The following is a 14,581-nucleotide window of genomic DNA, read 5'->3' on the forward strand; positions in this document are numbered from 1 at the left end:
TGTCACTCTTTTTTTTTCTAGTGTAACAAATGTTACTGTAGAAGCCAGTCTAATTATATAATTTTGTGTTAGGATGAAACAAATTATAATAATGACATTATTTAGTTCAATTTTTGGCGTGACTGCACAGCAAATAGACCAAATAAAAATTTTAGAACCTACCAATTATAAAAACGCTATTAATAATAAGAATGTACAACTTATAGATGTACGAACAAGTGGAGAGTTCAATTCTGGGCATATTAAAAATGCTCAAAATGTAGATATCTTTAAAAGAAAAGCTTTTGTGGCTTACTTTAAAAAGTTAGATACAGACAAGCCTATTTATCTGTACTGTAGATCTGGAAGTAGAAGCCAAAGAGCCGCCAAACTATTAGTTAAATTGGGTTTTAAAGAGATTTACGATTTAAAAGGAGGATACCTTAATTGGAAAAGTAAATAACATGAAAAAGAGAATAATAATATTGCCAATAATACTATTGGTTTTAAGCTGTTCAGATATGAAGAATAATAATAGCTAGTCAAGTAACTTACCAAGATAAAATACATAGTAAGGTCTATTTTGAGAGTGATTCCTATAAAATGATACTCTTTACCATGAAAAAAGAGCAGACACTAAATCCACATAGTGCACCAATGGATACACCGTTGTTAATACTTGAAGGTGAGGCAAAGATAACTATAGATCAAAAGACATATACCTTAAGTACAGGTGAGTCTATTATTCTTCCTAGGAATCTTGATCATGCTGTGTAGCCTATTAGCGATATTAAGTTTGTTTTAATTAAATAGAAACGTTAATAATAAAAGTTATGAAAACATTAATCATTTTACTATTTGCTCTAGTTTTAATAAGTTGTAACACTTCAAAAAACAAAGATTATGCAAATGCAGAGATTATAAACCTTGAAACATTGCAAGAACATCCAGGTAAGAAACTCATGGAGATTAATTGCTATGTTTGTCACAGTCCATCAGCAAATCATGACAATAGATTAGCACCACCAATGATTGCGATAAAAAAGCACTATATATCAAGCGACACTTCTAAAGAAGAATTTATAAATACAGTTCAAGATTGGATTAAAAATCCGTCTGAAGAAAACGCAAAAATGTTTGGTGCTGTAAGACGTTTTGATGTGATGCCAAAAACACCTTTCCCAGAAGAAACTATAGAACAAATTGCAGACTATATGTTCGATAATAATATTGAACAACCAGAATGGTTTGAAGACCACTTTAAAAACAAAAAGAAGTCCAATTAATCATTAATGTGACTTTTGTTACTGAAAAAGGACTTTGAATACGTTTATATTTGTGGGTCTTTAAAAATTGATATTTTTATTAAAAAAGTGAAAATATTATCCTATAATTTTTATTGATTAATAGCAGAAATGCTCAATTTAAGTTGGGTGCTTTTTTGTTGACTGATTTATATCATTTCCATAGCCAGATTCAAGGATTACTTTTATCCTCATATAAAAGTAAATAACATAATACACATACCTAATCGCTGTAATCATAATGTCAATTTCTATGACGAGAAGTAGTAGTGATGAGAGAGAAATTGTTGCAGACAATACACAGCCAATTACATTGAAAGTGAGTACTGTACTAGCTTATGAAAACAAACCTGTAAAAGTGGTAGTAGTTCCTATTGACAAATATATTTAAAACGAAAAATTATGAAAAATAGAATTGTTAGAGCTGTGGCGGGAACGTTTATTCTCATCAGCTTATTACTTGCTCTTTATGTGAGCCAAAATTGGCTATGGTTTACAGCTTTTGTTGGCGCTAACTTATTACAATCATCTTTAACAAAATGGTGTTTAATGGATACCGTTTTAGAGAAAGTCTTTAAGATTAAAGATTAGAAATATCCATCATAAAGTCTGTGAAATTACAATTTAATATTACTCTCTTTTTTAATTATTAAATACCTAAAAAATTTTTAATTTTAACAAAATGGGATTTTAATGGTACATACTAAAGTAGAAGATCAACACGATAATAAAATTTTCGGAAAGAAAACTGAACTCTATTTTGCGATTCTATGTGGTCTCTTTTTGCTAATTGGGTTTTTTATTGAAAAATGGTCTGGCCTATCTCATCAAGTTTCTTTATTGAGCTATATTGTTTCCTATTTTTTTGGAGGCTATTTTATCACTATTGAGGCTTTTGATAAAATCACAAAAGGAGGTTTTGATATCGACTTTCTAATGATTGCCGCAGCTGCAGGAGCGGCTTATATTGATAGTTGGACTGAAGGCGCTCTACTGTTATTCCTTTTTAGCCTAGGGCACGCTTTAGAACATTACGCCATGAATAAGGCTAAGAAATCAATTGAAGCTTTAGGTCAATTATCTCCCAAAACAGCACTTATTAAAAAAAATGGTAAACTAGAAGATATACCCATAGGCGATTTAAGAATAGGTGATGTTATTGTTGTGAAACCTAATACAAAAATTGCAGCAGATGGAGTCATTCTTAGCGGTAGCAGTAGCATTAATCAAGCGCCTATAACAGGAGAAAGTATACCTGTAGATAAAACCTTTATAGATAGCATTGATAATCTGCCTCAATTTAATGAGATAAAAAAAAAGCACATTGTATTTTCAGGAACAATTAACGGCGATAATAGTATTGAGGTTTTAGTACTCAAATTGACTAAAGATTCAACAGTTTCAAGGTTAATAAAAATGGTTAGTGAAGTTGAAACTCAAAAATCGCCAACACAGAGACTAACAAAAAAATTCGAGAAATGGTATGTTCCAATTGTTATGCTTGTTGTTTTTTTGCTATGCTTTGCACATTTAGTTATTGATGAAAGTTTTAAGACTAGTCTGTACAGAGCAATAACGGTTTTAGTAGCAGCAAGCCCTTGTGCATTAGCGATTTCAACACCAAGTGCAGTATTAAGTGGAATTGCAAGAGCAGCTCAAATGGGTGTGCTAATTAAAGGCGGAAGAGCTTTAGAAGATTTGGGTGAAATTACGACGATAGCATTTGATAAAACAGGTACGTTAACAGAAGGTAAACCTAGGCTAACACATGTAATTCCTCTAAATGATTTTGATGAAAAAGAATTTGTTCAATTGGTATTTGAAGTTGAAAGTTTAAGTAATCATCCACTTGCAAAAGCAATTGTAAATGATATAAAAACAAAGTATAATATTGAGTTTCAAAATAAAGCATCCAGTGTTAATGCCATTCAAGGAAAAGGTATACAAGCTACTTATTTTGGTGAAGTGGTAAGTATAGGGAATGAAAAGTTAATGGAAGATTCTGGGATAAAAGTTAACGCGATTATTATTTCTAAAATGGAGTATCTATTAGAAAATGGACACACTGTAATGATTATAGCCTTTAAAAATGAGATTATAGGATTAATAAGTGTCATGGATACACCTCGAAAAAATGCAGCAACGACATTAAAGCGCTTAAAAGAAATAGGTATTAAACACATGATTATGCTTACTGGTGATCATCAGAATGTTGGTGATGCGATTGCGAAACAAATTGGTCTTACTGAGGCTAAAGGAAATTTATTACCAGAAGACAAAGTTGCTGCAATAAAAAAATTAATAGAAAGAGATAACAAAATAGCAATGGTAGGAGATGGTGTTAATGATGCACCAGCGATGGCATTAAGTACAGTGAGTGTTGCGATGGGAGCAGCAGGTAGTGATGTCGCTCTAGAAACAGCAGATGTTGCTTTAATGTCTGATAAGATTGAGAACTTACCTTTCGTAATTGGCTTGAGCCGAGAATCTAAACGCATCATAAAGCAAAATATATTTATAAGTTTAGGCGTCGTCGTTTTATTAGTTCCTGTTACCGTTTTAGGATTAGCAAATATTGGTTTAGCTGTTGCTTTTCATGAAGGATCAACCCTTGTTGTTGTCTTAAATGCATTACGACTACTTCGTTATAAAATGGATTAAAAAAGTAATCAAAAAGCTTTCATAATTAAACTGATATCTCTCATTCAAAAATTATTACATTACCTATTGGTTCTCATTTTATAGAATAGTGGCGGTACTTTTTTTCTGATTTATATCATTTCATGAGCCAAGTACATAAATTAAATTTACTTTCTCTAAAAATAGAGAATATTAGCTTCATGAGTACTTGAACAGTTAATTGCTAATCCATGGAACTACTTAAGAACCGAGATTGTTTACAAAAATATAGAACAACACCATGATAGAATTTAGACCTCTTAATAATCTATCGATTCATTTAGATCGCCTTATAAAAGGACGCTTATGGCTTAAAGTAATTATTGGACTGGTTTTAGGTGCGGGAGTAGGAATTATACTTAACCCATCTACGGGGCTACTTTCAGAGAATATTAGTTTACGCCTTGCCGATTGGCTTGATCTTCCAGGTCAAATTTTTATGAGGCTGGTTCAAATGATTATGATACCATTAATATTTGCATCAATCATTACAGGAATTGTGAGTAACTCATCGGAGAATCTTAAAAACTTTGGTCTTCGGTTATTCCTTTATTTCATTTTTACTACCATCATTGCCATCATGATAGGCTTGGTTGTAACACTTATTCTGAAACCCGGTCAATATATTTTTAAGTTAGGTGGATTTCCCAATAGTGGTGAAAGTGAAATAATCCCTAATGAGCAAACTAACCTTATTGAGAACATTCCAAATACGATATCAAACCTTATCCCTAATAATCCACTTGAGTCTATTTTGACCGGAGAAATGTTGGGCGTAGTAATTTTTACCATCATTATTGGTGTAGCAATTACTCAACTCCGTCAGGAAACTGCAAGTCCTATCATTCGTTTTTCTGAAGCCATTCAGAAAATATGTATGATTGTGGTATCTTGGGCTATGATGCTCGTGCCCTATGCCGTATTTGGTTTAATCGCAGCCTTACTATCTAGGACAAGTGTTGGAATATTCCTTGGTTTAGGTTACTATATGTTCGTCGTGATATTAGGCCTAATCATATTGTTAGTATTCTATTTAGTGCTCGCCTTGGTAGTCACCAAGAAAAATCCCTTCAAATTCTTAAAAGCAATAAGAGAACCACAACTATTGGCATTTTCCACCGCCAGTTCAGCAGCCGTTATGCCACTTTCTATGAAAACAGCAGATGAAAAATTAGGGGTATCCTCTAATATCAGTGATTTTGTCATCCCAGTTGGTGCCACAATTAATATGGATGGAACAGCATTATTTCAATGTGTAACGACTTTATTTATGGCGCAAGCCTATGGTATTGAATTGTCTATTATGAGCCTTCTGTTAATTACCTTTACTGTTGTAGCGGCTTCCATAGGAACACCTGCCATTCCAGGAGGAGGGGTTATTATTCTTGCATCAGTATTACAGAGTGCAGGAATTCCAATTGATGGGCTAATTATTATTATTGGAATAGATCGTATTTTGGGAATGTTTAGAAGTGCAGTTAATGTAACAGGAGATTTGACAGCATGTATAGTGTTTGATAAATTTTATGCAGCCAAATCAAAATGAGAATTCGATAACTGATATTTCTCATTTTACATGTGATAAGCATCCCCTACTTTTATGCTAAATAAAATGGTATGCTCACATTTAAGAACTTCAATATTGCCGATTGGTTTTCATTTTATCGCATAGCAGCAGCCCCTTTTTTATTAGGCTTAATCTGGTTTGACCAACAGATAATTTTTGCTTCCTTTTTGTTAATCAGCTACTCAACAGATGCCATTGATGGTTTTCTTGCAAGAAAACTTAAAATTACAAGTCCTAGAGGGTCGCAGTTAGATTCTTTTGGTGATCAAATTACATTGTTGGTTGGGTTAATAGGGCTTTTTTATTTTGAAACCGACTTCATAAAAACCAACCATGTGGTTATCATTATTGCCTTTAGTCCTTATATTATTCAAATGCTTATAGCATACTTTAAATATAGCAAGGCAACAGCTTTCCATACCTATCTTGCAAAATTATCAGCAATCATGCAAAGTGTATTTATCCTTTTTGCATTGTTTTTTAATCCTGATTATACACTCTTTTATATAATGGTTGTGATAGGGTTACTTGAGACGTTCGAGGAGATTACCCTTATTTTTATGTATCCTAAATGGGCTTCTGATGTCAAAGGAATTTATTGGGCTTATAGAGATAAAAGGCGTTTAAAACAAGGTCAGTCATGAGGAGCTATTCGCTTTTTACAATTCTATTATTATGCAGTGCTATTATCTGTATTGATATATTAGCATATTACTGGTTGCAATCTATTACTCAATTTATAGCCTCTCCTTTTCTAAAAACCAGTATCAATGTGCTTTTTTGGCTATTTACATTCGGTTTGATATCAGCTATTATTTTATTAAAGATGCAACTGGATAATATGGATCCAAGGCGAAAGCATATTCTTGTATCGTCTTTATACGGACTTGCAGTATCGTCTTTCATACCAAAATTACTTTTCGTCATCATCATTTCGGTTTTATATGTTGCTAATTATATGTTTTCTGAAACCGAATCGTTAATCATTGTGCCTGTTGTTGGATTACTATCTGGATTTATTCCTTTTTTCTTCATTCTGTATGGTGTTTTTAAATCGGCTTATCGCTTCAAGATATATAATCATAAAGTGAAATTTCAAAACTTACCGAAAGCGTTCAACGGATTAAAAATTGTTCAGTTATCTGATATTCACTTAGGTAGTTTTAATTACCGGTATCATATTTTAGATTCTGTTATAGAAAAGATTAATCGCCTTGAACCTGATTATATATGTGTTACTGGCGATCTGGTTAATAACTATGCTTGGGAATTGCGTGGATGGGATAGTGTGTTTAAAAACCTAAAAGCGACATATGGAAAGTATGCTGTCTTAGGTAATCATGATTATGGAGATTACAGTGAGTGGGCTAGTGATGAAGCAAAACAATATAACTTTGATGAGATTAAGCAGTTTTATGAATCTATTGGTTTTAAACTCTTGTTAAATGCATCCCTAACCTTATCACATAAAGATCAAGAGATAGCCTTGATAGGAGTCGAAAATTGGGGGAAACCACCTTTTAAACAGTATGGAGATTTGGAGCAAGCATTGGAGTCTGTTAAGGATGTATCTTTTAAAATTCTTTTGTCTCATGACCCAACTCACTGGACTGAGGAAATTCTACAATGTACCGATATTGACCTCACTTTATCTGGACATACACATGGTATGCAAGCAGGTTTTGAGCGTAAGAACTTTCAATGGAGTCCAATCCAATACAACTACAAACATTGGGCAGGATTATATAAAGAAGGAGACCAATATCTGTATGTAAATAGAGGTTTAGGATGGTTAGGGTTTCCTGGACGTTTAGGAATGCGACCAGAGATTACATGTTTAGAATTGATCTGTGCTTAATGTTTAATGTTTAATAACTGATTTTTATCATAGATAAAATTTGAGTTATTAATTACCTTGACGTGAGTATATTAATGCATGTACGATGTCCAGTACAAAGAAAATATTCGTTGTATTACTATCTGTCATCGGATCACTGTTTTTGCTAGCAGTCTGGTATCAGTATACTTATTCTATGGGTAAAGCCGAAGCATTTGAAGTAAATTCTTCTGAATATCCGAAAAAGCTACTAATCGCTACTCAAGGAAGTGAATTTAAAGATAGTATTACTCTCAATGTAGCTAATCATTTTAAACAAGATTCCATATTTGTAAGTGTCAAAGATATTTCTGCTTTAAAAGATATCAAACCAGAAGATTATAATGCGCTTTTGTTGATTCATACATGGGAAAGCTGGAATCCACCAATTGATATAGGCATTTTTATTAATAGAACTAAAGACTATAAAGATAGAATAGTAGTCATAACGACTTCAGGAGATGGATCATACAAAATGTTAGATGTAGATGCCATTACTGGTGAATCAAAAACCGAAAATGTTTTGCCTTTTACTCGGGAAGCTATTCATAAAATTGAGTCATTATTAAAATAAAACATTAAAATTTCATGCCATGATTAGAACACTTAATGAAAAAGAGAGCGTCAAGCTTTTAGAAACAAATTATATTGGAAATTTATCTTATATCTATCAAAATAGACCATTTATAGCTCCAATTACCTATTTTTTTAGTAAAAAAAATAATGTCATAATTGGTTATTCTGCAGAAGGTCACAAAATAAAGGCCATGCGCAAAAACAACAATGTGTCTCTTGGAGTTTCAGATGTTGATTCTGTTAATTCTTGGGAATCTGTTTTGGCTCAAGGCAGATTTGTTGAACTTTCTGGAAGTGAAGCAAAGGCACAGCTTCATTTGTTTTCTTTGGGCGTTAAAGGGTTGATTATTAAAAAAGAACATCGAGAACTAGATTTTATTAGTGAATTTTCAAGCAAAATTTATAAAGATGATTTACCAGTTATTTTCCAGATTAAAATTGAAGAAATTACTGGTAAAATGAGGAGGCATTGAAAATTGCGTAGTGCTAAATTCTTTTTATATTCTAATCATCTTCATTTTTAGCCTCTCTTTTTTCTTGGCGCTCTAATTTTTTAAAATAACCTCTAAACAAGAAATTATGTTTAAGAGCTTCCATGTTTTGGTCAAATTTTTCTGTGCCTTCGTTGATGTTTTTAAGTGTAGATTGTAGACTATTGACCAAAGATGTGTCCTTTGTGATATAATTAAAGGCCCCTTCACTAGAATTGAAATCTTCAACAACACTATTAATATTCACTAACATACCTTCAATTTCATTACTGGATGTTTCGAGGTTGCTAACGACTGTTTTAAGTTTCTGACCAGAAATAGAATCATTTAATAGCATTCCTAATACAGTATTGTCCTCTATTTTTAATGAGGTAATGATCTCATTTAGCTCGTTGATGGTGTTGGTTGCACCTCGACTTGCTCTTTTAAGATTGTTTACCGATTGTTTAAGATCCTGAGCCATAATCGTATCATTCAGTAAGAGACCTACTGTACCTTTGCCTTCTAGCATTGCTGTTGTGATTTTGAGAAGATCGGAGGTAAGGATGGCAGCATTTTCTGAACTTACACTTAAGGTGCTTAAAATGTCATCTGCACCAATTTTGCTATAGGATTCTATGATGTCTCCATTACTAATTAATTCTGAAGGTCCTTTACTGGGAACAATATTTAAAATCATATTTCCAACCAATCCATCAGAACCAATAGTTGCAATGGCATTTTTTTTAATGTGTGTGATGATCTTTTCTTGAATATTCATATCTACTTTAATGGTAGAATCATTGATCATCGTTATGGCTTTAACAGTACCTATATCAATTCCTGAATACCGCACATTATTGCCGCGTTGCAATCCGTTTACATTCTGAAAAAAAGCGCTTAAGGTGTATGTTTTTTCAAACATGTTTTGACGCTGACCAATAAGGTATATTGCAGCTATAAATATAATAGAGCCAATAATAACAAAGAGTCCTAATCGTAATTTTTGTGAGCTTGTCTGTTTCATTGTATTACTGTTTAAAAAATGCTTTTATTTTTGGGTCTTGCTGTGTTGATAGCTCTGCAAATGTTCCAACCGCATAGTCAATGCCATCAATGAGTAATATCATTCTATCTGAAATAACTCGAGCACAATCAACATCATGAGTTATGATAAGTGAAGAGGTGTCATATTTTTTCTGAACTTCTTGCATTAGAATAATGATTTCTTTAGCCGTTATGGGATCTAAACCACTTGTTGGCTCGTCATAGAGAATAATTTTTGGTTGAAGAATTAAGGTTCTTGCCAAGGCCACACGACGTTTCATACCCCCAGATAGTTCAGAAGGCATTAAATCAATGGCACTTGCTAATCCAACATTCTCTAAAGCTACAAGTACTAGTTTTTCAGTAGCCATATGTTCATCAAATTTTTCAGTGTGACGTCTCAGTGGAAATTCTAAGTTTTCGCGTACGGTCATTGAATCATATAAGGCGCTGCCTTGAAACAGAAACCCTATGTCTGCTCTAAGCGCATCCAAGGCTTCATGGGTTAGTTTTGTTATATCTGTATGCATTAAAGAAATAGAACCACGATCTGCTTCCATTAAACCGACTAAACATTTAATCATAACAGATTTCCCTGAACCAGATTTCCCCATGATTACTAAATTCTCTCCTTGATGAAGTTGCATGTTAAATCCGTTAAGAACGTGATTGTCGCCAAAGCTTTTGTGTAAATCTTTGATTTCAAGTACAATATCTTGGTTTGATCTGTTTTTCTCTTCCATCATAAATCGTAAAATATATCGGTTACAAAAACAGCTATAAAATCAATAATAAATAATAATAAGGACGTAAATACCACAGCAGAGTTGGCTGCTTTACCAACACCAGCTGTCCCTTTACTGCAGAAGTAGCCCTTGTAGCATCCCACGATTCCAATAGCTAAACCAAAAAAGAATGATTTTATAGTTGCAGGTAGAATATCTCCAAACTTTAACGAATCAAATACCTGATTAAAATAGAGCATGAAAGATACATTCCCTTTTACATTTTCAACTAGATAAGATCCAAACAGTGCAATGGCATCACCAAAAAGGACAAGTAAAGGAAGCATAAAAGTTATTGCAAGAACTCGTGTAACAACAAGAAATTTAAATGGGTTGGTACCAGAGACTTCCATAGCATCAATTTGCTCTGTTACTCTCATAGAGCCTAATTCGGCTCCAATACCAGATCCAATTCTACCTGCACAAACTAAAGCGGTTATAAGTGGCCCAACTTCTCTAACTATTGAAATGCTAACCATAGAAGGCATCCATGATACAGCGCCAAAATTCATTAAAGTTGGTCGTGTTTGTAATGTTAATACTAAACCAATAATAAAACCTGTAATGCCCACTAATAGTAGCGACCGATTTCCCATACTATAGCATTGAACCAGTAATTCCTTCCTTTCATAAGGTCGCTTAAATGATTCAATAAAAAATCGTTTGGTAAAAAGAGATAATCCTCCAATTTCTATAAAGAAGGATTTTAATTGGGACTTTATTTGATGTAATCCAATCATATTTTAAGCAAGATTCTTGTCAAATTTAGTGCACTGGGTTGGTGTATAAAATGATAATTGTCATTCAATACTCTAATTTAATGTTTCTGTTTAGTGATTATTTAGATGCTCTGTGATTTTGATAATAGTCTGATGGAGTCTTGTTTAGCTGATATTTATCATTGTGTTTGATAGGTTTTATTAGGACATTTAATAACATCATAAACCATAATAATCATGAAAACTAAACAGAATATTCACTTTGTAGACACGGTAATAGGAGCACTTAGGAAAACTGCAGTTGAGCTTGAAGAATTTCAAGTTCAGGCAACTTTAGGAAAAGCTGAAGCTCAAGATAAATATGAAGATGTTAAAAAGAAGTTTAATCTTTTTATTCATGACAGCGAGTTCAAAATAAAAGGTATTAAAGAAAAAATTGAAGACGTTAATACTAAGTTCGATGAACTTCGTGTTCAATTAGCACTTGGTAAAGCAGAGACAAAAGAAATCTTCAAAAAGCAAAAAAAGCAATTGCTATCTACGTTACATGAGATTGAGGTTAAAATAAGAACCAACGAGACCTTAAATAGAATGTATGCCTTAGCACTTATTGAAATAGAACAATTTAAAATTCAGTTAGAAATTTTAGAGCAGCGATATAGTAAAGACAAGACAAAAGCTAAAGATACTTTCGAGAAGGGAAAACAAGACTTTAATACATTTATTAACAAGTTTAAAGGCAAATATGGAAAGAAAAATGAAGAAACTAAATTTGAACATTTTCAGCATGAGATATCTGAAGCTTTTGATCATTTTAAGAAAGCCTTTTCAAAATCCTAAACTTGTAGTGAGATTACAAAAAAAGTACAATATGATAATTGTACTTTTTTTTGTGAATTTCTGTCACTAAAGGTTATCTATCGTAATCTCCTTTTTTGATGTTCTTTAACATCCCAAATCCTAATATTACAGCTAGGGAAAAGCTAGTTATTCCAAGAACTGAAATGCCATTAAATAATGGACCGATTTCAAAAATAATAAATAATGAAGCTCCTGTAATTAGAGCAATTATAATGAATGTGGTAATCAACTGCTTGGCGATACGTTGAAGGGTATGAACTATTGGATCCATGCCTTTATGCGTGATGTCAACTTTTACTTCACCAGAATTTATTTTCCTGATGGCATTTTTTAAATCTGTTGGAAACTCTTCCATGTAATTGGTGAGTTCCACAAAAGAATTAGCCATCTTTTTACCCAATAAAATGGGGTTGTATTTTTGAGTCGCATTTTTTCTAAGATATGGTTTGACAATTTCAAATTGTTCCAGTTCTGGATTGAGTTTATTAATAACACCTTCAAGAGAGACTAGAGATCTAGCAAATAAAAAGAAGTATGTTGGCACTTTCAAGCCATGAGCAATAATGATATCTTTGAGTTCTAGAAGTATGGTGCTCATTTCGTTATCATGGATGTCTCGAACATAATACTTTTCAACAAATTCATTAATATCAAATTCTAAAGCTCTCATGTCTTCAATTGGAGCATTATTCGATAATTGCTGTAAAGACTGGATTATTCGTTTAACATTCTTCTCATCAATTGCAATAAATAATTTCGCAAAAACTGAGATATCTCTTGGAAGCATGCTTCCCATCATACCGAAATCTAAATAACAGATATGTCCATTTGGTAATACGAATAAATTTCCAGGGTGTGGATCGGCATGAAAGAAGCCATATTCAAATATTTGTTTAAAATAACTTATCGCTAATCGTCTAGCAATTACCTTAATGTCATTATTTTTGAGTTCTAGTTCTTCGATCTGATCTATTTTAATTCCTGAAATGAACTCTAAGGCTAACACTTTAGAGGTTGTGAATTCGGGATATACTTTAGGAGCTTCAGCAAACTGATCTAACGAAGTATCGTTTTTTAGGTTATTATAGAAACGTTGTACATTAATAGATTCATTAATAAAGTCAATCTCCTTAAGGATAGAATCCTCAAAATTTTCAACGAGTCCTACAGGGTCAAAACTTTTGAGAGTTGGCATCCGTTTTTCTAAGACTTCAGCAATTTTGTACATCACTTTGATATCTTCAGTAATGACATCATGAATCCCAGAGCGTTGAACTTTTAAAGCAACGCGTTTTCCTGAATGAAGGGTTACTTTATGCACTTGCGCCATTGATGCAGAGGCAAAAGGTTGCGGATCAAACCAAGCGAAGAGATGTTCTACTTTGTCTTTTAATTCGGTTTCAACAACGCTTTTGGCTATATTATCAGGCATAGGAGGCACATTGTCTTGGAGTTTTTCTAATTCAAAAGTCAATTCTAAAGGCACCAAATCTGGTCTATTACTTAATATTTGACCAAATTTCACGAAAGTTGGACCCAACTCTTCACAGACCAATCTCATTTTTGCCCATTTACTGTATGCCATAGCATGCTTTCGAGACGACTTAGGGATTAGTTTTTGAATAAAAGTATACTGTTTCTTCTCTTCTAAGTAATACACCAAATCTTCAAAACCGTATTTTAATAAGACCGTTAGGATTTGATTGTATCTAGAGATGGATTTGAAGTTTTTTCCTATACCAGAAATGATTCCCATGATATTATGATTCCAGATGATTGATTCTAGCTTCTAGAAGCGCAACTGTTGCCTCAAGTTTTTCGAGTTTTTCATTTAATGCTTTTACTTCGTCTAAATGCGCTACATTAATGTTTTTGTAGAATTTAACGACTTGTCGTTCAATTTTTTCATTGAGCTCCTCTTTTAATTCGTGAGTTTTAGCAATAATACGATCTACAAATTCCAATTCATTGCCGTTTTCATCTAATTGGTGTTCAGACATTAGTTTATTTATATTGTCTTTTCCTTTTTCGGAAAATTCACCAACCCTGTCCATTAACTGCGTGTCTCGTGCTATATAATATAGGCTGGAACTTAATGTAAGTAATTCTAAAATTGTCTTTGTTTTCATAACTCTGGTCTTTACTTAATCTACCATGAATGTATTACTAAGAAGAATGGTTTAAAATGATAAAAATCATTTATGCTGAATTATTTATAGATTAACTTTAATTGAATTTAAATACTAAATAGTAATCTCATGAAAACAAATTCAATAACCGATGTAATGACTAAAAATGTGGTATGTATAACTCCAAATCAGGACCTTTTGGATGTTAAGCATATATATGAAAAAAAAGAATTCCATCACCATATTCCAGTTGTTGAGAGCGACAAGCTAATTGGTATGGTGAGTTTGCTTGATTTTATGTATCACATTTCAGGAGCAGGATTAGCAGATGACAATGACGTATACAAAAAATTAAAAGTCAAAGACATTATGACTACTAATCCGTTCTGTATGTCTTCCGAAGTAACTGTTGAAGACGTTGCTAATGTATTAACTCAAGGTAACTATCATGCCGTGCCTATATTAGAGAATGATAAGATAGTTGGAATAGTTTCAACTGCTGATATTATTAAATATTTCTTGAAAGAGGCCTGATATATATCATTTCAGTATTATTCAATTTGATATAATTTTAAATATCAAAAAAGTA

General features: G+C 32.7%; 18 protein-coding genes. 13 read left to right on the top strand and 5 right to left on the bottom strand.

What is annotated here, in order from left to right:
- Positions 1–91 precede the first annotated feature (91 nt).
- From V7719_RS12485 to V7719_RS12535, 11 genes are all read left to right on the top strand, one after another.
- On the top strand, positions 92–442 hold the full coding sequence (locus V7719_RS12485) for a rhodanese-like domain-containing protein (protein ID WP_335730253.1): 351 nt from the start codon (positions 92–94) through the stop codon (positions 440–442).
- A 155-nt stretch (positions 443–597) separates the two neighbouring features.
- On the top strand, positions 598–756 hold the full coding sequence (locus tag V7719_RS12490; RefSeq protein ID WP_335730254.1) for a cupin domain-containing protein: 159 nt from the start codon (positions 598–600) through the stop codon (positions 754–756).
- A gap of 56 nt (positions 757–812) precedes the next feature.
- A complete protein-coding gene (locus V7719_RS12495) occupies positions 813–1,265 on the top strand; it encodes a c-type cytochrome (RefSeq protein ID WP_335730255.1) in 453 nt (150 codons plus the stop codon).
- Positions 1,266–1,536: 271 nt separating this feature from the next.
- Positions 1,537–1,674, top strand: coding sequence for a hypothetical protein (locus tag V7719_RS12500; protein WP_335730256.1), 138 nt, complete (start codon positions 1,537–1,539; stop codon positions 1,672–1,674).
- A gap of 11 nt (positions 1,675–1,685) precedes the next feature.
- Entirely contained in the window at positions 1,686–1,874 is a 189-nt protein-coding gene (locus tag V7719_RS12505; protein WP_335730257.1) for a YgaP family membrane protein, read from the top strand.
- Between the two features lie 102 nt (positions 1,875–1,976).
- Positions 1,977–3,944 (top strand): heavy metal translocating P-type ATPase, encoded by a 1,968-nt coding sequence (locus V7719_RS12510; RefSeq protein WP_335730258.1) that lies wholly within the window; start codon positions 1,977–1,979, stop codon positions 3,942–3,944.
- Between the two features lie 259 nt (positions 3,945–4,203).
- A complete protein-coding gene (locus tag V7719_RS12515) occupies positions 4,204–5,508 on the top strand; it encodes a dicarboxylate/amino acid:cation symporter (RefSeq protein ID WP_335730259.1) in 1,305 nt (434 codons plus the stop codon).
- Positions 5,509–5,579: 71 nt separating this feature from the next.
- The gene (locus V7719_RS12520; RefSeq protein ID WP_335730260.1) at positions 5,580–6,173 is read left to right on the top strand and encodes a CDP-alcohol phosphatidyltransferase family protein; all 594 of its coding nucleotides are present in this window, start codon (positions 5,580–5,582) and stop codon (positions 6,171–6,173) included.
- The gene (locus V7719_RS12525) at positions 6,170–7,387 is read left to right on the top strand and encodes a metallophosphoesterase (RefSeq protein ID WP_335730261.1); all 1,218 of its coding nucleotides are present in this window, start codon (positions 6,170–6,172) and stop codon (positions 7,385–7,387) included. Before V7719_RS12520 ends, V7719_RS12525 begins: the two co-directional genes overlap by 4 nt.
- Before the next feature lie 85 nt (positions 7,388–7,472).
- Positions 7,473–7,979 (top strand): hypothetical protein, encoded by a 507-nt coding sequence (locus tag V7719_RS12530; RefSeq protein ID WP_335730262.1) that lies wholly within the window; start codon positions 7,473–7,475, stop codon positions 7,977–7,979.
- Between the two features lie 19 nt (positions 7,980–7,998).
- Positions 7,999–8,454, top strand: coding sequence for a pyridoxamine 5'-phosphate oxidase family protein (locus V7719_RS12535; protein ID WP_335730263.1), 456 nt, complete (start codon positions 7,999–8,001; stop codon positions 8,452–8,454).
- Positions 8,455–8,485: 31 nt separating this feature from the next.
- Here V7719_RS12535 and V7719_RS12540 read toward each other — a convergent pair whose 3' ends face one another.
- From V7719_RS12540 to V7719_RS12550, 3 genes are read right to left on the bottom strand one after another with little or no spacing between them, the layout of a single operon-like run.
- Positions 8,486–9,478 (bottom strand): MlaD family protein, encoded by a 993-nt coding sequence (locus V7719_RS12540; RefSeq protein WP_335730264.1) that lies wholly within the window; start codon positions 9,476–9,478, stop codon positions 8,486–8,488.
- Between the two features lie 4 nt (positions 9,479–9,482).
- On the bottom strand, positions 9,483–10,244 hold the full coding sequence (locus V7719_RS12545; RefSeq protein ID WP_335730265.1) for an ABC transporter ATP-binding protein: 762 nt from the start codon (positions 10,242–10,244) through the stop codon (positions 9,483–9,485).
- Positions 10,241–11,023, bottom strand: coding sequence for an MlaE family ABC transporter permease (locus V7719_RS12550; RefSeq protein WP_335730266.1), 783 nt, complete (start codon positions 11,021–11,023; stop codon positions 10,241–10,243). Before V7719_RS12550 ends, V7719_RS12545 begins: the two co-directional genes overlap by 4 nt.
- A gap of 216 nt (positions 11,024–11,239) precedes the next feature.
- Here V7719_RS12550 and V7719_RS12555 point away from each other — a divergent pair, with 216 nt between their 5' ends.
- A complete protein-coding gene (locus V7719_RS12555) occupies positions 11,240–11,842 on the top strand; it encodes a hypothetical protein (protein WP_335730267.1) in 603 nt (200 codons plus the stop codon).
- A gap of 73 nt (positions 11,843–11,915) precedes the next feature.
- On the opposite strand, the gene V7719_RS12560 is transcribed toward V7719_RS12555, so the two are convergent.
- Complete coding sequence (locus V7719_RS12560) at positions 11,916–13,619, bottom strand: ABC1 kinase family protein (protein ID WP_335730268.1); 1,704 nt, start codon at positions 13,617–13,619, stop codon at positions 11,916–11,918.
- Between the two features lie 4 nt (positions 13,620–13,623).
- Positions 13,624–13,992: a hypothetical protein gene (locus tag V7719_RS12565; RefSeq protein ID WP_335730269.1), complete on the bottom strand. Its 369-nt coding sequence runs from the start codon at positions 13,990–13,992 to the stop codon at positions 13,624–13,626.
- Positions 13,993–14,121: 129 nt separating this feature from the next.
- On the opposite strand from V7719_RS12565, the gene V7719_RS12570 reads away from it, so the two are divergent.
- The gene (locus tag V7719_RS12570; RefSeq protein WP_335730270.1) at positions 14,122–14,526 is read left to right on the top strand and encodes a CBS domain-containing protein; all 405 of its coding nucleotides are present in this window, start codon (positions 14,122–14,124) and stop codon (positions 14,524–14,526) included.
- Positions 14,527–14,581 lie beyond the last annotated feature (55 nt).

It is taken from the genome of Psychroserpens sp. (assembly GCF_036960315.1).
Taxonomy (GTDB): domain Bacteria; phylum Bacteroidota; class Bacteroidia; order Flavobacteriales; family Flavobacteriaceae; genus Psychroserpens.

What these genes read in the sequence shown, in the direction of transcription:
- V7719_RS12485 (WP_335730253.1), top strand. Translation starts at nt 92, where the DNA reads ATGACATTATTTAGTTCAATTTTTGGCGTGACTGCACAGCAAATAGAC.
- V7719_RS12490 (WP_335730254.1), top strand. Translation starts at nt 598, where the DNA reads ATGAAAAAAGAGCAGACACTAAATCCACATAGTGCACCAATGGATACA.
- V7719_RS12495 (WP_335730255.1), top strand. Translation starts at nt 813, where the DNA reads ATGAAAACATTAATCATTTTACTATTTGCTCTAGTTTTAATAAGTTGT.
- V7719_RS12500 (WP_335730256.1), top strand. Translation starts at nt 1,537, where the DNA reads ATGACGAGAAGTAGTAGTGATGAGAGAGAAATTGTTGCAGACAATACA.
- V7719_RS12505 (WP_335730257.1), top strand. Translation starts at nt 1,686, where the DNA reads ATGAAAAATAGAATTGTTAGAGCTGTGGCGGGAACGTTTATTCTCATC.
- V7719_RS12510 (WP_335730258.1), top strand. Translation starts at nt 1,977, where the DNA reads ATGGTACATACTAAAGTAGAAGATCAACACGATAATAAAATTTTCGGA.
- V7719_RS12515 (WP_335730259.1), top strand. Translation starts at nt 4,204, where the DNA reads ATGATAGAATTTAGACCTCTTAATAATCTATCGATTCATTTAGATCGC.
- V7719_RS12520 (WP_335730260.1), top strand. Translation starts at nt 5,580, where the DNA reads ATGCTCACATTTAAGAACTTCAATATTGCCGATTGGTTTTCATTTTAT.
- V7719_RS12525 (WP_335730261.1), top strand. Translation starts at nt 6,170, where the DNA reads ATGAGGAGCTATTCGCTTTTTACAATTCTATTATTATGCAGTGCTATT.
- V7719_RS12530 (WP_335730262.1), top strand. Translation starts at nt 7,473, where the DNA reads ATGTCCAGTACAAAGAAAATATTCGTTGTATTACTATCTGTCATCGGA.
- V7719_RS12535 (WP_335730263.1), top strand. Translation starts at nt 7,999, where the DNA reads ATGATTAGAACACTTAATGAAAAAGAGAGCGTCAAGCTTTTAGAAACA.
- V7719_RS12540 (WP_335730264.1), bottom strand. Translation starts at nt 9,478, where the DNA reads ATGAAACAGACAAGCTCACAAAAATTACGATTAGGACTCTTTGTTATT.
- V7719_RS12545 (WP_335730265.1), bottom strand. Translation starts at nt 10,244, where the DNA reads ATGATGGAAGAGAAAAACAGATCAAACCAAGATATTGTACTTGAAATC.
- V7719_RS12550 (WP_335730266.1), bottom strand. Translation starts at nt 11,023, where the DNA reads ATGATTGGATTACATCAAATAAAGTCCCAATTAAAATCCTTCTTTATA.
- V7719_RS12555 (WP_335730267.1), top strand. Translation starts at nt 11,240, where the DNA reads ATGAAAACTAAACAGAATATTCACTTTGTAGACACGGTAATAGGAGCA.
- V7719_RS12560 (WP_335730268.1), bottom strand. Translation starts at nt 13,619, where the DNA reads ATGGGAATCATTTCTGGTATAGGAAAAAACTTCAAATCCATCTCTAGA.
- V7719_RS12565 (WP_335730269.1), bottom strand. Translation starts at nt 13,992, where the DNA reads ATGAAAACAAAGACAATTTTAGAATTACTTACATTAAGTTCCAGCCTA.
- V7719_RS12570 (WP_335730270.1), top strand. Translation starts at nt 14,122, where the DNA reads ATGAAAACAAATTCAATAACCGATGTAATGACTAAAAATGTGGTATGT.